A 20,369-nucleotide genomic window follows, 5' to 3' on the forward strand; every position below is an offset into this window, starting at 1 on the left:
CGGCCCGCTCAGCGCCGGCGCTTCTTCCAGTTGTATTCCGGCCCGGTGACATCGACACCCGGATGCCCGACCAGGTCCGGATGCTCCGAGCACATGGTAATGAAGCGCACGCCTTCGCCCCCGCGCTGGCGCCGCCGCAAGTCCTCCATGAACCCCATCGCCTGCACCATATCGCTCGTGTCGAAGTCCTGCGCCTGCGGGTGGCTCCCCGCTTCATCGACGACTGTCCAATAGACCATATACATGGGCATTCCTCCCGCCTTTGCAGCGTTGCCGCAAAGGCAACAATGTCACATTGTTGCATCGCTAGCGTGCGGTGCGGCGCACGATTTCGACGAAGATGGCTCATATTTAGCAGAGGAAATGGATATGAAGCCAAAAAGTAGGACTAGTCCGAAAACTTTGTTATATGTTCGCCGTTTCACATAACCGAGTCCGTGGGGCCGTTAGGCTGGAGCCTGTCTTCAATAAAGCAGGTATTCCTCATGAACATCGACAAGCAAATCCAGCCACCTACCGCAACCGAGCGCGCACCAGAGCTGGCGCTTTGGGGCGGACTCGAATGCACCGTCAACCGTGTACGTGACAATTACTTCAGCCAGATGGACCGCAACGGCCACGCCGACCGCCTGCAGGACATCGAACGTTTCGCTTCCCTTGGCATCAAGGCCATCCGCTACCCCGTCCTGTGGGAACGCGTCGCTCCCGACCGTATCGAAGATGCCGACTGGTCCTGGTCGGACGAGCGCCTGCCCGCGCTGCAGCGCCTGGGCGTCACCCCGATCGTCGGCCTGCTGCACCATGGCAGCGGACCGCGTCATACCAGTCTGGTCGACGCCGACTTCCCCGAAAAGCTCGCCGAGTACGCCGGCGCGGTAGCCCGTCGCTACCCCTGGGCCGAGTACTACACCCCGGTCAACGAACCCCTGACCACGGCGCGCTTCTCCGGCTTGTACGGCGTCTGGTATCCGCACGGCGAATCGCACGAAACCTTCATCCGCGCCCTGATCGGCGAATGCCGCGCCACCGTGCTGGCGATGCGCGCGATCCGCGAAGTCAATCCGGAAGCGAAGCTGGTGCAGACGGACGACCTGTCGAAGACCTATGGCACGCCCGAGATGCAGGACCTGGTCGACTTCTTCAACGAACGCCGCTGGCTGGGCTGGGACCTGCTGTGCGGGATGATCGATCCCGAGCACAAGATGTGGGACTACCTGATCAAGTCGGGCGCCACCGCCGAGGAGCTGCTCTGGTTCCGCGACAACCCCTGCCCGCCGGACGTCATCGGCGTCAACTACTACGCCACCAGCGAGCGCTGGCTCGACCACCGGCGCGAGCGCTATCCCGAGGACCGCTGGGGCCGGTACGACGGCCGCAAATTCGCCGACATCGAAACGCCGCGCGTGCTGGCCACGCCGACGCCGGGCATCGGCCCGCTGCTGCAGGAAACCTGGGACCGCTACGGCCTGCCGATCGCCGTCACCGAAGCCCACATCGACGCCAACCGCGAAGACCAGATGCGCTGGCTGCTCGAAATCTGGAACGCCGCCAAAAAGGTGCGCGAGAAAGGCGCCGACGTGCGCGCCGTGACAGTCTGGGCCCTGCTCGGCTCCTACGACTGGAACTGCCTGGTGACCGAATGCCGCGGCTACTACGAGCCCGGTCCGTTCGACGTGCGCGGCCCCGAACCGCGTCCGACCGCGGTCGCCAACCTGATGCGCGAACTGTCGTCCGGCCGGCCGCTGTCGAACCCGGTACTGCAGGGAGAAGGCTGGTGGCGCCGTCCGGACCGCTTCATGGCCAAGCCGGTCGCCACCCGCACCGCGGTGGCCGACTTCGCCACCCGCAGCCAGTTCAAATCGAACCATGTACAGCCGATCCTGATCACCGGCGCCACCGGCACCCTCGGCTCGGCTTTCGCGCGCATCTGCAGGAAGCGCAACCTGGCCTGCCACGTGCTGACGCGCCAGGAGATGGATATTACGAATCCGGACTCGGTCGAAGCGGCGATCCAGCGCTTCAAGCCCTGGGCCATCATCAATGCCGGCGGCTATGTGCGCGTGGACGAAGCCGAAGCCGATGCCGAAGCCTGCATGGACGGGAACACCCATGGCCCCAACATCCTGGCCCTGGCCTGCATCCGCCACGCGATCCGCTTCATGACCTTCTCGAGCGACCTGGTTTTTGATGGCAGCAAGGGAGAAGCCTATGTCGAATCCGATCCGGTCGCGCCGCTGGGCGTGTACGGCCGCAGCAAGGCCGAAGCCGAACGCCGCGTGCTCGAGGCCGACCCGCAGGCGCTGGTGATCCGCACCAGTTCCTTCTTCGGGCCATGGGACAAGCACAACTTCGTCACCCAGGCCCTGGAAGCGCTGCGCAGCGGCCGTCCGTTCACGGCGACGAACGACCTGGTGGTGTCGCCGACCTACGTGCCCGACCTGGTCAACGTCAGCCTCGACCTGTTGATCGACCGCGAGCGCGGCATCTGGCACCTGGCCAACAACGGCGCCATGACCTGGGCCGAGCTGGCGCGCAAGGCCTGCGAACTGGCCGGCGTCGACGCCAGCGGCCTGCAGGAACGGCCGGCGGTGGAATCGGGTTATGTCGCGGTACGTCCGAGCCACTCGGCGCTGACCAGCGAACGCGGCATCCTGATGCCATCGGTCGAAGACGCGCTGGCCCGCTACCTCAAGGCAGTCGAGGAACACGCCGCCGACGACGGCCAGCTGCCGGGAGAAGCACCGCAGTACGCCAGCAGCTGACCGCTGCCGCGCAAGAGACCTGCGGACCGCGCGTCCGCAAGGTGGGCCGGCCGGTGCCCGACGCAGGACGCGTTGGCAGCGGCCGGTTGTTGTTTTGGGAGTGGGCTACGCGCTGTTGTGCGGATGATCGACCGCTCTACCGCGTGGAATCGGGACTCCACCCTACGATATGGCGCTGTGCGTAGGGTGGAGTCCTGACTCCACGCGTTCTTTCGTGTCCGTGCACACCCCGACGCTAGCGCGCCAGGATCGGTCCCAGCTCCCGCCACACCAGCGGCGCTTCCATCTGCTCCATGCAGTTGTGATGCCCCAGCGGGCATTCGCGCTGGCGGCAGGGAGAACACGCGATGCGCAGCGAAATCGAGCGGGCGATGTCGGAAAATGGCGGCGCATGCTCCGGATCGGTGGGCCCATACAGCGCCACCACCGGCCGGTTCAGGCCTGACGCGATGTGCAGCAGCCCCGAATCGTTGGCCACCACCGCATGCGCCCGCGCGATCAGGGCGATCGCCTCGTCCAGCTTCGTCTGCCCGGCCAGGTTCAGCATGTGCGGCGCGGCGGCGCCGGCCAGCGCCACCACTTCCTCGCAGCTCTCGCGGTCCTTGGGCGAACCAAGCAGCGCCACCGGGCGCTGCCATCCTGCGCGACGATCGCCTGCGCCAGCGCGGCGAAATGCCGCGGCGGCCAGCGCTTGGCCGGGCCGAACTCCGCACCCGGCGCGAACACCACCAGCGTGCGTCCCGGCGCGACGCCAAGCCGCGCGCAGACGGCGTCGATGCGCTCGCCGGGCACTGCCAGGCGCGGACGCGGTGCCGGATGCAAAGGCTGCCTGGGGTCGCCGGCCAGCGCCGCATAGAAGGGCACCATCGGCCGCGGCGGCGTGTCGTCATGGTGCATGACGTTCACCAGGCCGTAGCGCATCTCTCCCTTGTAGCCGACCCGGCGTGGAATGCCGGCCAGCCAGGGGATGAGCGCGTACTTCAGGGTATTCGGCAGCACGTAGGCGTCAAGATAGCCGCGCGCGCGCAGCACCTGGGCGTACTTCCAGCGCTCGCGCAGCTGCAGGGCCTTGTGGCGGAACGGCGTCTCGAGCACGGTATCGACTTCGGGCGCGGCGCGCCACACCGGCGCCACCGAAGGCGGCGCCAGCACGTCGATCGCGCGTTCGGGATGCATCGCCTTCAGGCGCTGCAGCAGCGGCTGCGCCATCACGGCGTCGCCGATCCAGTTCGGAGAGATGACCAGGGTGCGCGCCATGCTCACTCCTGCGCCGTGAACTGCAGGCGATACAGGTTGGCGTACATGCCGCCCCGGGCCAGCAGCTCATCGTGCGTGCCCTGCTCGACGATGCGGCCCTGCTCCATCACCACGATGCGGTCGGCGCGCTCGATGGTCGACAGGCGGTGCGCGATCACGATCGTGGTGCGCCCGGCCATCAGGCCGTCCAGCGCTGCCTGCACGGCCCGCTCGGATTCGTTGTCGAGTGCCGACGTCGCTTCGTCGAGGATCAGGATCGGCGCGTCCTTGTAGATCGCGCGCGCGATCGCCACGCGCTGGCGCTGGCCGCCCGACAGGCGCATGCCGTTCTCGCCGATCATCGACTCGACCCCGTCCGGCAGGCGCGCGACGACGTCCGTCAGGTGCGCCGCCTTGACCGCGGCAGCCAGGCGCTCGTAGTCGATGCGCTCCACGCCATAGGCGATGTTCGCGGCCAGCGTGTCGTCGAACAGCACCACGTTCTGGCTCACCATCGCCAGCTGGGCGCGCAGGCTGGCCAGGGTCAGGTCGCGGTAGGGAATCCCGTCGAGCAGGACGCGCCCGCCTTCCGGATCGTAGAAGCGGGTCGCCAGGTTGACGAAGGTCGACTTGCCGCCGCCCGAGATGCCCACCAGCGCCACCGTCTTGCCCGGTTCGATGTCGAGGCTGACGTCCTGCAGCGCCAGGCCGGCCGCGCCGGGATAGCGGAACGAGACGTTCTCGAACTGGAGGTGGCCGACGGCCTTGCCGATCGTGCGGGTGCCGGTATCCTGCTCGATCGGCGAATCGATCATCTCGAACACGGTCTCGGCGGCGGCGATCCCGCGCTGCATCGGGCCATTCACCTCCGCCAGGGATTTGAGCGGCGTGAGCAGCATCAGCATCATCGTCACGAACTGGGTGAATTCGCCGACCGTCATGTTGGCCCGGATCGCCAGCACGATGACCAGCGACAGCGTGATGGAGGTCGCGATCTGGGTTACCGGCGCGGTGGCGGCAAAGGCCACCGTGCTGCGCTGGGAAAAGCCGAGCAGCGCGCGGCTGCGGGTGTCGAAGCGCTGGCGCTCGTAGCGCTCGCCGGAGAACACGCGGATCACCTGGTGCCCGCGCGCGGCTTCCTCCACGACCTGGGTCATCTCGGCGGTGACGCGCTGGTTCTCGCGGTGCAGGTGGCGCAGGCGCCCGGTGGTGGTGCGCACGATGACGGCGGTGAGCGGCATCACGACGATGGCCACCAGCGTCAGCTTCCAGTTCAGGTACAGCAGGGTGCCGAGCAGGCCGAGCACCACCAGCACGTCGCGCACGCAGGCGATGAACACGGAATTGATCATGTCCACGACCTGGCGCACGTCGCCGATCACGGTGTTGATGATCTTGCCCGTCGATTCTTCATGAAAGCGCGCCACCGGCAGGCGCAGCAGGCGGTCGAACAGCTGGGCGCGCAAGTCGTTCAGGACGCGGCTGATGACCCAGTTGTTCAGGTAGGCGGTGGAAAAGGTACCGATGCCGCGCAGGATGAAGATCGAGACCAGGATCGCCGGAATCCACCAGAGCGAGAATTCGACCTTGTTCTTGAAGCCCTTGTCGAGCAGGAGCTGCAGGGCCTTGCCGAGCAGCGGCTGGGTAGCGGCCGTGAGCGCCATGGCCAGCAGGGCCATGTAGGCGCGGCTGCTGTACGGTTTGATGAACGCCCACAGGCGCTTGACGATGACACTGTTTTCCAATTTGCTTTGTTCCGGTGCGGTGGCGCCGCGGCGCGCCATGATGGGCGGCAGGCCCCAGGGAGGATCAACTCGCCATTTTCGCATACTCCAGTCCGGGTGCGGACGGCCACGCGGCGCACGGATCGGCCAAAGGGCCCGGTATTGCCTAAGGTACAATGCGACAGTTTTGCCGGGCTCGCTGCCACAGCGCTCCGGCAGCTTCGAGAAAAGGAAGACACATGCAGGCCTGGTTCGCCCCCTTCAGCGCTCCCGCGACAACCGACGGTCCCCCCGCAGGGCGAATCGAAGGGCTGGCACGCGCGTTGCTGCTGCTGGCAGTGTTCACCGTGCCGTTTTCGACCGCGCTGATGAACCTGTTCATCGGCCTCTCCCTGATCGTGTTCATCCTGGCGATCGTCGCCACGCCAGCGCTTGCCAGTCCCCTGCGTTCGCCGCCGGCGCTGCTGGCGCTCGCCCTGCTGGGCATGATCCTGCTGGGCTGCACCTGGACAATCGCGCCGCAGGACGACCTGTTCAACGCCGTCCGCAAGTACACCAAGCTGCTGGTGCTGCCGATCGCACTGTGCCTGTGCTGGCGCGCGCCGCGCCTGTCCACGCGCGCGCTGCGCTGGTCGCTGGCCGGCTGCGCGGTGCTGGCCACCTCGGTCTACCTGACGGCCCTGCACGCGATGCCGACCTCGAGCCTGGGCTGGTGGCGCGTGGGCGACGCCAGCGACCCGTTTGTCTTCCGCAACCACATCACGATCGGCATCCTGCTGTCGTTCGCGGCCTGCGCCAGCTTCCTGGCCGCGACCTACCCCATCGAGCGCCGCCTGCGCCTCGCCGCCATCGCCCTGGGCCTCTATTTCACCCTGCCCATCCTGATCGGCAACGGGCGCACCGGCTATGTCGGGCTGTTCGTCGGGATGTTCGCCGTCTACCTGCTGCGCGGACGGGTGACGCTGCTGGGCAGTGCGCTGGTGACGGCGGCGATGTCGTCGCTGTTCGTCGGCGTCTACCTGCTGTCGCCGAATTTCCAGACCCGCACGAACGAGCTGGTGAGGGAAGTGACGCAGCGGGTGGAAGCCTCGCCCAACGGCGTGCGCATGAGCTACATGCGCGTCGGCGCGCTGGCCGTGGCCGAGCGGCCGCTGTTCGGCCATGGCACCGGCTCCTTCGCCACGCTCTACCAGCCCGAAGCCTTGCGCATCTGGCACGGCATCCGGGATGTCAGCGGTGTGCGCAACCAGCCGCACAGCGAACCCCTGCTGCTGACCGTGCAGCTCGGCATTGCCGGCCTGGCGCTGTATGTCGCCTTGTTCGTCGCGCTGGTCCGGGCCGCGCTTGCGCGCAGGAACCCGCACGGCGACGTGCTGGCGCTGCTGCTGGCCATCTACGGCGTGACGTCACTGTTCAACAGTTTGCTGTGGGACCCGACCGAGGCATACTGGTTCCTGCTGCTCGCTGGCGCCCTGTATGCGCATTGCGTTCGGCAGCGTGAGGCTTCAGAATAGACGTTTCGATAGAGCATCACGTCCGGCCTTCCAGCCTGCGCCCCACCATGAACAACGATACCCGCATCTCGCTCATCATTGCGACCTACAACTGGCCCGAGGCGCTGCGCGCCTGCGTCGAGGCCTGCTTCCGCCAGACCGACCGCAATTTCGAGATCATCATCGCCGACGACGGCTCGGGCGAGCCGACCCGCGCCCGGTGGCGGAACTGGCCGCACGCTCGCCGGTGCCGCTGCGCCATGTGTGGCAGCCCGACGACGGTTTCCGCCTGGCCGAATCGCGCAACAACGGCATCCTGGCCGCCACCGGCGACTACATCATCACCCTCGATGGCGACTGCGTGCCCCAGCGCGACTTCATTGCCGCGCACCGCAAGCTGGCCGAGCCGGGCTACATGGTCACCGGCAGCCGCATCCTGCTGAGCCAGGCATTCAGCGCGCGCGTGCTGGCCGAAGGCATCGACCTGCAGTCGCTCACGCTGGCCGACAAACTGCGCTACCGCCTGCAAGGGGCCTGGGCAAGGCGGCGCAGCTGCTGCTCAAGCTGCCGGACATCGGCCGCCGCCGCCACCGCTTCAGCTTCCGCCGCATCAAGGGCTGCAACATGGCCTTCTGGCGCAGCGACCTGGAACGCGTGAACGGCTTCGATGAGAGCTTCCGCGGCTGGGGCTACGAAGACTCCGACGCGGTGGCGCGCCTGTTCCACGCCGGCGTGATGCGCAAGGATGGCGCCTTCTCCACCGAGATCTTCCACCTCTGGCACCGCGAAGCCAAGCGCGACCAGGCCTCGAGCAACCAGCACATCGTGCTCGAGCGGATGAAGACGAAGGAAACGCAGGCCGCACGCGGATTGCGCGAGCACGGCGTGACGGTCTGACACGGGTCCGGCGGCGCGGATCGGCCTCGGCGGCCCCGCGCTTGCTGTATCATCCCGCTCCTGAAAACGAAAGCCGCGCATGCTCATCATCACCATCAAACAGGGTAAGGAAAAAGGCCTGCTGGCCGGCGACCCCTGGATCTATCTCTCCGCCATCGAGAAAGTCGACGGCAAGCCGCAGGAGCGCAACAAGCCCGGCGCCACGGCGATCGTGCAGTCCTCGTCGCGCCAGTTCCTGGCACGTGCCGCCTACAACGCCAGGTCGCAGATCGCCGCCCGCGTCTGGACCCTGCGCGAGGACGAGCCGGTCGACCATGCGCTGATCAAGCGCCGCGTGCAGGCCGCGTTCGACCGCCGTGCCACCGCCTGGCACATCGCCGATCCGCAGGCGCTGGTGCAGCTGGTCGACGGCGACAAGGACGGTTTATCGGGCCTGCTGGTGCACAGCTATGGCGGCGCCGCCGGCTACCTGGTTTGCCAGTTCAATGCGGCCGGAGTCGAGCTGTGGAAGGTGGCCGTGGTGCAGGCGCTGATCAAGGCGACAGGCTGCCAGAACGTCTACGAACGCTGCGACGAACTGCTGCGCAAGGGCGAAGGACTCGCCATGTTCGCGCGTGCCCTTGCCGGCGACGAGCCGCCCCAGCGCCTGTACGTGCGCGAAGGCGGGCGCCTGCTGCCGATGGATATCCGCACCGGGTTTACCTACCCGCGCTGAGAGTGCAAGCGGGACAATCCGCGCATTTCAAGACCCTGCAATAGTGAAACGCGCCAGCAGACGCCGGCGCCCCGGGCGCCTGTGCGCCGTGTTTCCCCGCCTTGATGCTCGCCGGCTCATTGCCTGCGGCAGCAAAATCCCGGGTGCAAGGAACCACGGCTAGAGTCTTTGATCTTTCTCAAACCTTGATGATCGTGAAAGCCGCCAAACCCCGGGCGCCTATACTCCAACGATAAAACAGGCAATCCATCCTCGGCGATTTTTCTGCCACACGTGCAAGGCGCGCTTTGCACGGTCAACCGCGGCGCGGCACGCGCCGCTCCCGACTTCCCTGACAAGAACGTGTCAAACCACATTCGATCGGAGGCGCCATGATCGACTATCGTGCACATTTGACGGCCCTGGCGGCATGCGAAAAGACGCTGGGCACCTTACCGCTGAGCGATCCCGGCCTCGCTGCGAAGCGGGACGAACAGCTCGACCAACTGAAAGGGGAACGCGCCAGTGCCGTGCTGGGCGCGCTGGCGGACCACCTGCTGGCGCATGCCGCGTCGGACGGCAGCGAGCTGTCCCTGCTGACGCGTGCCGCCGACTTGTGGCGGCAGGGCCTGGACCTGTACGCGGTCGTCGGCGCAAGCCGCGCCGACATCGAATCGGCCCTGCTCGACCCGGCCGCGCCGGGCGCTGCCGACAAATTCAATGACGGCGTCGCGCAGTTTCGCCAGCAGGCGCCCATTGTCCAGCAGGCGGGCGAGGCAATCGAAGCGCTCAGGGCCGACGTGATGCGCCTCGCGCACATTCCGGAACACCCGCGCCAGGCCGACCGCGACATCCCGTCCGGGGATGGGGCGACATCTTCCTGGCGCGGCGCACCGATGCCATGGTACGCATGAGCTACCGTGCCGCGGGCAATGCCGCCGACCGCGCCTTCGCCTTTGGGCTGCTCTCCGGCTACGGCGCCAATGCTTGCGGCTCGGCCTACCTGGGCCAGGTCGTCGGCGGTCCGCGCCGCATGCACCGCTTCCCGCGACCGCATTGCCCGCAATGCCGTCGGCAGCTGGTTCGCAGCCCTTGACCCCGGCCTGCCCGGCCCTGCGGCCATCGCCAAGCTGATCCGCTTCGGCTCCGGCGCCGGTGCACCGGTCCTGCCGCCATCGCTCGAATCGCTGCTGGGCACGGCCCTGCTCGAAACCTATGACCCGGCCCGTACGCCCGCGCCGCCCGACCTGCAGCTAGGCTACACGCGCCTGGTGCGCCACCTGGAACTGCTCGACAGCTTCGCCATGCCGCCCGCGCCCGCCCTGCCGCTGCCGGCCTTCCTGGCCAAGCTGTACGGCGACCCGGCGAACCCGGCGCCGCCACTGTTTTCGGTCGCGGCCTCGAATTACGCGGATGGTCCCGGGCAGCCGCCGCCGCTGCATCCGACCAATCACTCCGGCACCCCGCACACGACGCCGACCGAGTCGGACAAGGCGCCGACGACGGGCGAACGCTGCGGCAGTTTCTGGATGGGGGTGATCGCCGCGATCACCTTCCTGGGCGGCGGCTTCATTCCCTGCATCGTCGTCTGGAGCGAGGGTGACCGCTGCCTCGTGTGGGACGAAATCTGGGATAACTTCAGCGATGCGAACCGTCCCAGCCAGGAGCAGATGGAATGGGCCGCCAGCCAGGGCCAGCGCTTGACGGCCGAAGAGTTCGGCAAGCTGGCCACGGTCGACCAGATGACGCGCATGGTGGGCTACCTGTTCGACCTGCAGAACCACCTGTGGGAAGGCCTGTCCAAGGCACGCGCGGTGCTGGCGATCCATGGCCTGATCTATCCGGACGGCCTGCTCGAGAACCCGGCATATGCCCAGTTCCTCGCCATCCCGCCGACGCCCGCGGCGCTGCCGCTGCGCCCCGACCCGGATCCTCCGGCAAACTTCTACCGTTATCCGCCGGCCGTGACCGAACACCCCGCCTCCGGCTGGGGCCCGTACCTGGCCGACGCGCGGCCGGACGCCTTTATCGGACCGGTCGGGCCGAACGGGGTGCTGCCGACTGCATGCGACAGCGCCCTCCAGTCGTGGCTGCAGATCGCGCGCGGCGACTTCGATGCCGACAACCTCGACCTCGATGCGGACCGGGGCGTCCGGCATCCCTGCTGGGCGGTCGACGGTTCGATCGCCAGCGATCCGGTGAGCGTGCGCCCCCTGCCCTATCCCGAGACCTGAGGAGACCGCCATGCCCAACAACGACTTCAACGACCGGCCGGTCCTGTTCGTTCCCTGCTATCCGCCGCCCTCCGGTTTTGGTGACGATACCGGGATCGACCGCCCGGTGCCCGGCGGGATTCCCTACTACCTGTGCCCGGGGATCCAGGTCGATACGCCTTACCGTCCCGGTGCCCCTTTGAGTGCCAGGGTGACCGTCGCCAACTGGCAAGGCGGCAACAGCGCGTCGATTGCCATGGTCGCCCTCTGGTGGTCGCCGCCCCTCTCCGGGACAACCGTGCCCGATCCGTCCAGGTTCATCGGCTTCGCCACGGTGCCCCTGCCTTCGCATGGCGCCCGCAACACGACGGCGCCGATGACCGCTACCATCCCGGCCAGCGCGCCATCCCACATCTGCCTGCTGGCCAAGGTGTGGCATGCGCTGGACATGCCGCCGACGACCCAGATTGCCGGAAAAGCCGTGGAGATTGCCGACCCCGTCCGGGACCGGCATTGGGCCCAGCACAACCTGGTGGCCGTTGCGGCGTCGGCAATGCAACTGCTGCCTTTCCTGGCGACCAATCCGCTGGCGGAGGAAACGGTGTGCGAACTCCTCATCCAGCCTGTCGACTTCCGGAAAAGCATGGCGTTCGCCGACCGCGAACACACCGAGCCGGTGCAGACGAATGCGCTGTTTCGGCTGGAGGGCTTGCCTGACGGCGCCCGGCCGGCCGGAGAAAACGGCTTGCGCCACCGCTTTTACCTGCGGCCGGGCGAAGCGCGCGAGCTGGTGCTCTCGGTCGAGCCGGGTCATGAGCTTCAGCCCGGCGCGTTTTCCGCTTTGAGGTCTTGCAGTTCAACGGGGAGAGCCTGCCGGCGGCTTCGGTATCGCCATTCGTGCCTCGCCTGCATGACAGCAGCCGTTGCAGCCGCCTGCGGAGGCCGCACTCGCGAGCGCGGCCTCCGCCGGGATCTCAATACTCGACGGCCACGTCCTTCGCCCCCAGGTTGAGCTCGAGCGCCAGCTTGAGCGCATCCGACGGCGCCACGCGCCACTCGTCGCCCAGCTGCATGATGCACTCGACGCCTTGCGGCTTCACGCGCAGGCTGACCGGCAGGCCGTCCGGGTTGCGGTAGGGGCTGAGCACCTCGGCCATCTTCGCCGGGCTCACCGTGCAGGCGATGTCCATTTCCAGCTTGTGGCCGTAGTGGATGCGCGCGGCAGCCAGGTCGAACACTTTTTCGGCCGTGATGCGCAGGCCGCCGTTGAAGCGGTCTTCGGACACTTTACCGACCACCAGCAGGAACTCGTCCTCCTTGAACATGTTCTTGTTGGCCTCGAACACCTCGTTGTAGACGGTGACTTCGACCACGCCGGTCTTGTCGTCCAGCGCCACGATCAGGATTTTCCCGCGCTGGGTCATCTGGGTGCGCACCCCGCTGATCACGCCGCACAGCATGCGCGGCTCGCGCGAGGGTTCCAGGTCTTTCAATTTCGTCTTGGCAAAGCGCCGCACTTCCTGGGCAAACGAGTCGAACATGTGGCCCGACAGGTAGTAGCCGAGCGCGATCTTCTCTTCCGACAGCTTCTGGCGGTCGGTCCACGGAGTCGCCTTGACGTATTCCGGTGGCGCGACCATGTCGCTGTCGTCGCCGCCGAACAGGCTGACCTGGTTGGCCGAGGCCGCGGCCTGGTCGGCCACTTCGACCGCGAAGGCGACGGAGGCCAGCAGGATCGCGCGGTCGACGCCGAAGCAATCCATGGCACCGGCGCGGATCAGGGACTCGATGGTGCGGCGGTTGATCTGCTTGCGGTCGACGCGCTTGCAGAAGTCGAACAGGCTGGTGAACTTGCCGCCGGCAGTCCGAGCCGCGATGATCGCCTCGATCGCGCCCTGCCCCGCACCCTTCACGCCACCGAGGCCGTAACGGATGTTGGTGACGCGCTTGCCGGTGACGGACGGTGCCTCGCCCTCGGGCGTGAAGCGGAACTGCGATTCGTTCACGTCCGGCGGCAGCAAGGTGAGCTTGCAGACATCGATCGCGTCCTCGACCAGGATCTTGATCTTGTCCGTGTCTTCCATCGCCAGCGACATGTTGGCTGCCATGAACGCGGCGGTGTGGTGCACCTTCAGGTAAGCCGTGTGATAGGACAGCAGCGCGTAGGCGGCGGCGTGCGATTTATTGAAACCGTAGCCCGCGAACTTCTCCATCAAGTCGAAGATCTCGTCCGCTTTTTCGGTCGACAGCCCATCCTTGGCGGCACCGGCGCGGAAGATCTCGCGGTGCTCGGCCATCTCCTCGGCCTTCTTTTTACCCATCGCGCGGCGCAGCATGTCGGCGCCGCCCAGCGAATAGCCGCCGACGATCTGCGCCATCTGCATGACCTGCTCCTGGTAGACCATGATGCCGTAGGTCTCGGACAGGATGGACTCGGTGCGCGGATCGGGATAGTCGAACTTCTCGCCGTGCTTGCGCTTGCAGAAGTCGGGAATCAGGTCCATCGGGCCCGGACGGTACAAGGCGACCAGCGCGATGATGTCCTCGAAGCGGTCGGGACGCGCGTCCTTCAGCATGCCCTGCATGCCGCGCGACTCCAGCTGGAAGATGGCGACGGTCTTCGCATCCGACAGCAGTTTGTACGAAGGCCGGTCGTTCAGCGGCAAGGATTCCAGGTTGAATTCGGCGTCGGCCGGATCGAGCGCCCGGATGTAGTTCACCGCGCGGTCCAGGATCGTCAGCGTGGTCAAGCCCAGAAAGTCGAACTTCACCAGGCCCACGGCTTCCACGTCGTCCTTGTCGTATTGCGAGACGACGCCGGTATCGCCGCCCTGGGTGTACAGCGGGCAGAAGTCTGTCAATTTGCCCGGCGCGATCAGCACGCCGCCGGCGTGCATGCCGATGTTGCGGGTGATGCCTTCGACCTGCTGCGCCAGCTCGAGCAGCTGCCTGACCTCTTCCTCGTTTTCCTGCCGTTCCTTGAGCATCGGCTCTTCTTCGATCGCTTCCGCAATCGAGACCTGCTTGCCCGGCTTGAACGGAATCAGTTTCGAGATGCCGTCGCAGAAGTTGTAGCCGAAGTCGAGCACGCGGCCGACGTCGCGGATCGCGCCCTTGGCCGCCATGGTACCGAAGGTGGCGATCTGCGAGACCGCGTCGCGGCCATACAGGTCCTTCACGTGCTGGATGACCAGTTCGCGCTTTTCCTGGCAAAAGTCGATGTCGAAGTCGGGCATCGAGACGCGTTCCGGGTTCAGGAAGCGCTCGAAGAGCAGGTTGTACTTCAATGGATCGAGGTCGGTGATTTTCAGCGCGTAGGCGACGAGCGAGCCCGCACCCGAGCCGCGGCCCGGGCCGATCGGCACGCCATTGTTCTTGCCCCACTGGATAAACTCGGCAACGATCAGGAAGTAGCCCGGGAACTTCATCTTGATGATGGTCTGGTTCTCGAACTCCAGGCGCGCTTCGTAGCGCGGGCGCTCGGCCTCGCGCTTGGCCGGGTCCGGGAACAGCTGCTCGAGGCGCTCCTCCAGGCCCTTCTTGGTCTCGGCGACGAGGAAATCGTCGATGGTCATGCCGGCCGGCGTCGGGAAGTCCGGCAGCTGCGGTTTGCCGAGCGTGAGGACGACATTGCAGCGCTTGGCGATTTCGACCGAATTGGCGAGCGCGCCCGGCAGGTCGTGGAACAATTCCGCCATTTCCGCCTGCGATTTGAAGCACATCTCTTCGTTGAAGCGGCGCACGCGCTTGGCATTGGCCAGCATCTCGCCCTCGGCGATACAGGTACGCGCTTCGTGGGCGATGAATTCGTCCTTGCGGATGAACTGCACCGGGTGGGTCGCCACCACGGGCAGCCCCATGCGCCCGGCCAGCGCCACCGAATGGCGCACGGCCGCTTCCTGGTTGGCGCCGCCGGCGCGCTGGATCTCGATATAGAAGTGGCCGGGGAAGATGCGCGCCCAGCGTTCGGCCGCCTTTTCGGCGCGCACAACATCGCCCTGCTCGAGGGCCTGGCCGACGTCGCCGAAGCAGGCGCCCGAGAGCACGATCAGGGCATTCGCCTGATTGACTTCCGGCTCCAGCGTCGAGACGGTGGTGGCCAACGCCTCCAGCCATTCGACGCGGATCTCGGCGCGGCCCTTGTACTGGTTGGTGAGCCAGGCTTTCGACAGCAGGTCGCACAGCTGCAGATAACCGGTGCGGTTTTTTGCGAGGATGAGCAGGCGGAAGGGCTTCTCGCGGTTGTCGTCGTTGGTGATCCAGGCATCGACCCCGACGATGGGTTTGATCCCCTTGCCGCGCGCCGCCTTGTAGAACCGCACCATGCAGAACATGTTGGCCAGGTCGGTGACGGCCAGGGCCGGTTGCTGGTCCTTGGCGGCGGCGCCGACCAGGTCGTCGATGCGCACCAGGCCGTCCACGATGGAGTATTCGGAGTGGACGCGCAGGTGGGTGAAAGTCGGGGAAGTCATCCTGTCATTTTACCCTGCCCGACCGCGCCGGGGTATGGCCGGCTGACCCGGCTGGCCGCAGTTGCAAAGCTGCAACAAGGTCCGCAACGCATGGCGCCGGCAGCGGCAATGGCGGCGGAAAAGGATGGCGGGATGGATGCGACGGCACGGCCTGCTCTATAATGTCGGCCTGACTTTTGCACCCTGCCGCCATGTCCTCCGCTACCACCCACGTCAATATCGCCGCCTACAAATTCATCACCCTCGACAACCTGGAAGACCTGCGCGCCCAGTACCAGGCGCAGTGCACGGATCTGGGCCTGAAAGGCACCGTGTTGCTGACGCCCGAGGGCATCAACATGTTCGTGTCCGGCCCGCGCGAGCAGATCGACGCGTATCTGGCCTGGGTGCGCAGCGATGAACGCCTGGCCGACCTGGAAGTCAAGGAAAGCCTGTCGACCGAGCAGTCGCACAAACGCATGCTGGTGAAGATCAAGAAGGAAATCATCACGATGCGCATGCCGCTGATCAAGCCGGAACTCGGCCGTGCGCCGGCGGTCGAAGCAAAGACCCTCAAGCGCTGGCTCGACCAGGGCCACGACGACGCCGGCAAGCCGGTCGTGATGGTCGACACCCGTAACGACTTCGAAGTCGATGTCGGCACCTTCACGAATACAGTCGACTATCGCATCAAGAAGTTCACCGAGTTCCCGGAAGTGATCGCCGCGCACAAGGAAGATTTCGATGGCAAGACGGTGGTGACCTTCTGCACCGGCGGCATCCGCTGCGAAAAGGCGGCGATCCACATGCAGAACATCGGCTACGACAACGTCTATCAGTTAGAGGGCGGCATCCTGAAGTATTTCGAGGAAGTCGGCGGCGACCACTATACCGGCGACTGCTTCGTGTTCGACTACCGCACCGCGCTCAATCCGAAACTCGAGCCGACCGAGACGGTGCAGTGTTTCGCCTGCCGGGCCGTCGTCACGCCGCGCCAGCAGCTCGCCCCCGAGTACGTCTATGGGGTGTCCTGCCCGCACTGCGCCACAGGCGCAGCAGACGCAACAGGCGCAGCGGGCGCGGCAGCCTGACCGTAGCCTGGAACACCGGCCACCCGGCCCGCGCACACGCCCCTGCGTGGCGCGGGAATGCCGATATTGTCGTGTTATAATTGTTGTTTAAATTTTCAGGCTTTCGGATTCTGCCGCAGCCAGCACGCCAGGGCATTTGAGCAGCATTGCCGGCAACGCAGACGCGGCGGTATGTGATTCTTTCTGCTCTTTATGATCCTGTCTTCGGTCGGTGCCGCGCTCCCGCGCGCATACAGGGGCGCGCCAGCATGATCTCCCCTTCCCTGCTCAGCAGCGTCTGGCGCTACCGTGGCTTCATCAGCGGCAGCGTGAAGCGCGAATTCCAGGCCAAGTACCGCAATTCCATGCTGGGCGCCGTCTGGACCGTGCTCAATCCGCTGGCGATGATCCTGGTTTATACGCTGGTGTTCTCGCAAGTCATGGGCAACCGCCTGGCCGGTTCGATTTCGCCCTATGCCTACAGCATCTACCTGTGCGCCGGCACCCTCACCTGGGCCCTGTTTGCCGAGATTACCGGGCGCAGCCAGACCGTCTTCCTCGAGAACGCGAACCTGCTGAAAAAACTGCAGTTCCCGCGCCTGTGCCTGCCGATCATCGTCGTGCTCAATGCCCTCGTCAATTTCGGCATCGTGTTCGGCCTGTTCACGCTGTTCCTGGTGCTGTCCGGCTCCTTCCCGGGCTGGGTGTTCCTGGCGCTGCTGCCGGTGCTGCTGATCCAGATCGTGTTCGCCATTTCGCTCGGCATCATCGTCGGCGTACTGAACGTCTTCTTCCGCGACGTCGGCCAGTTCTTCGCCATCCTGCTGCAGTTCTGGTTCTGGTTCACCCCGATCGTCTACCCGGTGACGGCGCTGCCGCCGGAAGTGCGCGCCTGGCTGGTGTGGAACCCGATGGCGACCCTCGTCATGGCCTACCAGACCGTGCTGGTGCACGGCGCCCTGCCCGACTGGGCCAGCCTGTGGCCGGTGGCGCTGCTGTCGCTGCTGCTGTGCGTGTTCGGCCTGCTGCTGTTCCGCAAGCGCGCCGGCGAAATGGTGGACGAACTATGAGGGGCAGCGTGATGGGCAGTGTTATCGTCTCGCACCTGGGCAAGGCGTACAAGCAGTACCACACGCGCTCGGCGCGCCTGCGGGAATGGCTGCTGCCCTTCCGCGGCCCCCGGCACACGCTCAAATGGGTGCTGCGCGACATCAGCTTCCAGCTGGCCCCGGGCGAAGCGGTGGGCATCATCGGGATCAACGGCGCCGGCAAGAGCACCCTGCTCAAACTCATTACCGGCACCACCCAGCCGACCACCGGCGGCGTCACCATGCACGGCCGCGTGGCCGCCCTGCTCGAACTGGGCATGGGCTTCCACCCCGAATTCACCGGACGCCAGAACGCCTACATGGCCGGCCAGCTGATCGGCCTGACGGCCCTGGACATGGACGAGCTGATGCCGGAGATCGAGGAATTCGCCGGCATCGGCGACTACATCGACCAGCCGGTACGGGTCTACTCCTCGGGCATGCAGGTGCGCCTGGCCTTCAGCGTGGCCACGGCGCGCCGCCCCGACATCCTGATCATCGACGAGGCGCTGTCGGTGGGCGACACCTATTTCCAGCACCGCAGCTTCGAGCGCATCCGGGGCTTTCGTGAACTCGGCACCACCTTGCTCATCGTCAGCCACGACCGGGTCGCGATGCAGGCCATCTGCGACCGCGCCCTGCTGCTCGACGGCGGCAGCCTGGTCAAGCAGGGTGCGCCCGAGGAGGTGATGGATTACTACAATGCGCTCATCGCCGAGCGCGAAAATTCCAGCGTCAAGCAGGTCGTGACCGGTGAAGGCCGCGTGCAGACGACATCGGGCAGCGGCGAAGCGACGGTCACCTCGATCACGCTCGAAAACGCCGCCGGCGCTCCGCTCGAGATGGTCAATGTCGGCGAAGCCGTTACCCTGCGCATCCGCGCGCGCGTGCATGCCGCGCTGCCGCGCCTGGTGCTGGGCTACATGATCAAGGACCGTCTCGGCCAGCCCATCTACGGCACCAACACCCACCACCTCGAACAGGCGCTGACCGACCTGCGGCCCGGCGAAGAAGTCGAGTTCCGTTTCCGCTTCCCCCTCAACCTGGGCGACGGCAGCTATTCGATCACCACGGCGCTGACCAGCACCGAGACGCACCTTGCAGACAATTATGAATGGCGCGACCTCGCCTACCTCTTTATCGTGACGAACATGAACCGTAAGCCATTCGTGGGCAATACCTGGCTCGAACCCGACCTCGAGATCGCGCGATGAGCGGCGGGTTCTATCGTGCATTCGAGGACCGCTACCGCGGCAGCCGCGACGTCATCAGCGCGCGCCTGGCTGTGTACCTGCCCTTCGTGCGCCCCCTGGTGCACGAGGGCGCAGCCGCGCTCGACCTCGGCTGCGGCCGCGGCGAGTGGCTGGAACTGCTGACCCAGGCCGGCTTCGCAGCCGAAGGCGTCGACCTCGACGAGGGCATGCTGGCCGCCTGCCGCGAACGCGGCCTGCGGGTCGTCAACGGCGATGCGCTGGAGGCGCTGCGCGCCCGTCCCGACGGCAGCCTGGCGGTGGTGTCGGCCTTCCACCTGGTCGAGCACATCCCGTTCGAACAGGTCCAGGCCCTCATCGCCGAAGCCTTGCGGGTGCTGCAGCCCGGCGGTCTCCTGATCATGGAGACGCCGAACCCCGAGAACCTGGTGGTCGGCACCTCGTCGTTCTACGACGATCCCTCCCACCTGCGGCCACTGACGCCGAAGCTGCTGGGATTCGCGGTCGAATTCGGCGGCTTCGGGCGCCACACGATCCTGCGCCTGCAGGAGGCGGAGCACCTGCGCGACGCGGCCGGCGTCGGGCTGTTCGATGTCCTGGCCGGCGTCAGTCCCGACTACAGCGTGGTGGCCCAGAAAGCGGGCGCGCCCGCGCACCTGGCCTCCATCGACAACGCGTTCGCCGCCACCCATGGTCTCGACCTGCACGACCTGGCCCAGCGCTACCAGCAAGGGCAGGATGCCCTGCGCGGCGAGCTTATTGGCGTACGCGAGCAGCAGACTGCCACCGGCCTGGCGGTACAGCAGCAACTGGCCACGGTCGACGCCCAGATCGCGCATGTGCATGCGAGCACGGTGGGGCTGGGCGAGGAGCAGGCGCTGCTGACCGCGGCACAAGCCGGCTTTGGCGAGCGGTTGCTCGAATGCGAGCGGAGCCAGGAGCAGGCAGACCTGCGGCTCGACGGTCTCGAGGAGAACGTACAGCGGCTCGCGCGGGCAACCGACGAACCCGTCGTCAAGCGCCTGCGCACACGGGTCCTCGAGCTGGAAGCCTCGCACCAGCATGCGGTCGACGAAAGCGCCAGGCTGGCCCAGCACGTGGCCTGGATCGAAGGCCGCCTGACCCATGCCGAGTCGGAAGCGGCGGCGCTGCGCCACCAACTCGGCGAGCTGCTGCTGCGGCGTGGCGGCATCAAGGTGCGCCTCGTGCGCATGCTCGGCAGTGGCCGGCGCCGGCTGCTCGATGCCGCCAGGACGAGCCGCCTGCGCCAGCCCGCCTACGCCCCGGTGCGCCGCGTCGTCCAGGGCGTGCTGCGGCGCCCGGCGCTGAAACGCGTCGCGCGCCGCCTGGTCACGCATTTCCCGCGCCTGCATACCCGCTTGATGCAACTGATGTATGCACCGGCGGCCGCCGCCAGCGCCGCCCCGGCCGACATCGACCCGCTGGCGCTGCAGATGTCGCCGCGCAGCCTGTCAATCTACCGCGCCCTGCGCGCGGCATCGAAACCGAAGGACTGATTGATGCGTATCG

15 protein-coding genes and 2 pseudogenes are annotated in these 20,369 nt (G+C 66.5%); 13 read left to right on the forward strand and 4 right to left on the reverse strand.

Annotated features, from left to right (window positions below; translation table 11 throughout):
• Positions 1 to 8: 8 nt before the first annotated feature.
• Positions 9 to 245 carry a hypothetical protein gene (locus G4G28_RS20660; RefSeq protein ID WP_182989737.1) on the reverse strand — a complete coding sequence of 79 codons (237 nt, stop codon included), beginning with the start codon at positions 243 to 245 and terminating at the stop codon, positions 9 to 11.
• Positions 246 to 485: 240 nt separating this feature from the next.
• Between G4G28_RS20660 and G4G28_RS20665 the strand changes: the two genes are divergently transcribed.
• Positions 486 to 2,762 carry a family 1 glycosylhydrolase gene (locus G4G28_RS20665; RefSeq protein ID WP_229507752.1) on the forward strand — a complete coding sequence of 759 codons (2,277 nt, stop codon included), beginning with the start codon at positions 486 to 488 and terminating at the stop codon, positions 2,760 to 2,762.
• A gap of 235 nt (positions 2,763 to 2,997) precedes the next feature.
• On the opposite strand, the pseudogene waaF reads toward G4G28_RS20665, so the two are convergent.
• Positions 2,998 to 4,019 (reverse strand): annotated as a pseudogene (gene waaF, locus G4G28_RS20670) (lipopolysaccharide heptosyltransferase II).
• A 2-nt stretch (positions 4,020 to 4,021) separates the two neighbouring features.
• On the reverse strand, positions 4,022 to 5,782 hold the full coding sequence (gene msbA, locus G4G28_RS20675) for a lipid A export permease/ATP-binding protein MsbA (protein ID WP_183107776.1): 1,761 nt from the start codon (positions 5,780 to 5,782) through the stop codon (positions 4,022 to 4,024).
• A 179-nt stretch (positions 5,783 to 5,961) separates the two neighbouring features.
• Here msbA and G4G28_RS20680 point away from each other — a divergent pair, with 179 nt between their 5' ends.
• The 8 genes and pseudogenes from G4G28_RS20680 to G4G28_RS20705 all read left to right on the forward strand — a co-directional run bounded on the left by G4G28_RS20680 (position 5,962) and on the right by G4G28_RS20705 (position 12,031).
• Complete coding sequence (locus G4G28_RS20680; protein WP_183107777.1) at positions 5,962 to 7,236, forward strand: O-antigen ligase; 1,275 nt, start codon at positions 5,962 to 5,964, stop codon at positions 7,234 to 7,236.
• Between the two features lie 47 nt (positions 7,237 to 7,283).
• A pseudogene (locus G4G28_RS27650) lies at positions 7,284 to 7,373 on the forward strand (glycosyl transferase family 2); the annotation flags it as partial.
• A 62-nt stretch (positions 7,374 to 7,435) separates the two neighbouring features.
• The gene (locus tag G4G28_RS20685) at positions 7,436 to 7,873 is read left to right on the forward strand and encodes a glycosyltransferase (protein ID WP_267875254.1); all 438 of its coding nucleotides are present in this window, start codon (positions 7,436 to 7,438) and stop codon (positions 7,871 to 7,873) included.
• Positions 7,840 to 8,112: a galactosyltransferase-related protein gene (locus tag G4G28_RS26890; RefSeq protein WP_229507753.1), complete on the forward strand. Its 273-nt coding sequence runs from the start codon at positions 7,840 to 7,842 to the stop codon at positions 8,110 to 8,112. Before G4G28_RS20685 ends, G4G28_RS26890 begins: the two co-directional genes overlap by 34 nt.
• A 79-nt stretch (positions 8,113 to 8,191) precedes the next feature.
• Entirely contained in the window at positions 8,192 to 8,827 is a 636-nt protein-coding gene (locus tag G4G28_RS20690) for an SAM-dependent methyltransferase (protein ID WP_183107778.1), read from the forward strand.
• Positions 8,828 to 9,198: 371 nt separating this feature from the next.
• The gene (locus G4G28_RS20695) at positions 9,199 to 9,720 is read left to right on the forward strand and encodes a hypothetical protein (RefSeq protein ID WP_183107779.1); all 522 of its coding nucleotides are present in this window, start codon (positions 9,199 to 9,201) and stop codon (positions 9,718 to 9,720) included.
• A gap of 69 nt (positions 9,721 to 9,789) precedes the next feature.
• On the forward strand, positions 9,790 to 11,040 hold the full coding sequence (locus tag G4G28_RS20700) for a hypothetical protein (RefSeq protein WP_183107780.1): 1,251 nt from the start codon (positions 9,790 to 9,792) through the stop codon (positions 11,038 to 11,040).
• A gap of 10 nt (positions 11,041 to 11,050) precedes the next feature.
• Positions 11,051 to 12,031, forward strand: a complete 981-nt coding sequence (locus G4G28_RS20705; RefSeq protein ID WP_183107781.1) for a hypothetical protein — start codon at positions 11,051 to 11,053, stop codon at positions 12,029 to 12,031.
• Here the strand turns inward: G4G28_RS20705 and dnaE are convergent.
• Complete coding sequence (dnaE, locus tag G4G28_RS20710; protein WP_182989744.1) at positions 11,994 to 15,491, reverse strand: DNA polymerase III subunit alpha; 3,498 nt, start codon at positions 15,489 to 15,491, stop codon at positions 11,994 to 11,996. The two genes, G4G28_RS20705 and dnaE, sit on opposite strands and share 38 nt — an antisense overlap.
• A gap of 191 nt (positions 15,492 to 15,682) precedes the next feature.
• On the opposite strand from dnaE, the gene G4G28_RS20715 reads away from it, so the two are divergent.
• From G4G28_RS20715 to G4G28_RS20730, 4 genes are all read left to right on the forward strand, one after another.
• Positions 15,683 to 16,561 (forward strand): sulfurtransferase, encoded by an 879-nt coding sequence (locus tag G4G28_RS20715; RefSeq protein ID WP_182989745.1) that lies wholly within the window; start codon positions 15,683 to 15,685, stop codon positions 16,559 to 16,561.
• 248 nt (positions 16,562 to 16,809) lie between these two features.
• On the forward strand, positions 16,810 to 17,610 hold the full coding sequence (locus G4G28_RS20720; protein WP_182989746.1) for an ABC transporter permease: 801 nt from the start codon (positions 16,810 to 16,812) through the stop codon (positions 17,608 to 17,610).
• Between the two features lie 11 nt (positions 17,611 to 17,621).
• Positions 17,622 to 18,842: an ABC transporter ATP-binding protein gene (locus G4G28_RS20725; protein WP_182991912.1), complete on the forward strand. Its 1,221-nt coding sequence runs from the start codon at positions 17,622 to 17,624 to the stop codon at positions 18,840 to 18,842.
• Complete coding sequence (locus G4G28_RS20730) at positions 18,839 to 20,356, forward strand: bifunctional 2-polyprenyl-6-hydroxyphenol methylase/3-demethylubiquinol 3-O-methyltransferase UbiG (RefSeq protein WP_183107782.1); 1,518 nt, start codon at positions 18,839 to 18,841, stop codon at positions 20,354 to 20,356. Before G4G28_RS20725 ends, G4G28_RS20730 begins: the two co-directional genes overlap by 4 nt.
• Positions 20,357 to 20,369: the final 13 nt, after the last annotated feature.

It is taken from the genome of Massilia sp. Dwa41.01b (assembly GCF_014171775.1).
GTDB lineage: Bacteria > Pseudomonadota > Gammaproteobacteria > Burkholderiales > Burkholderiaceae_D > Telluria.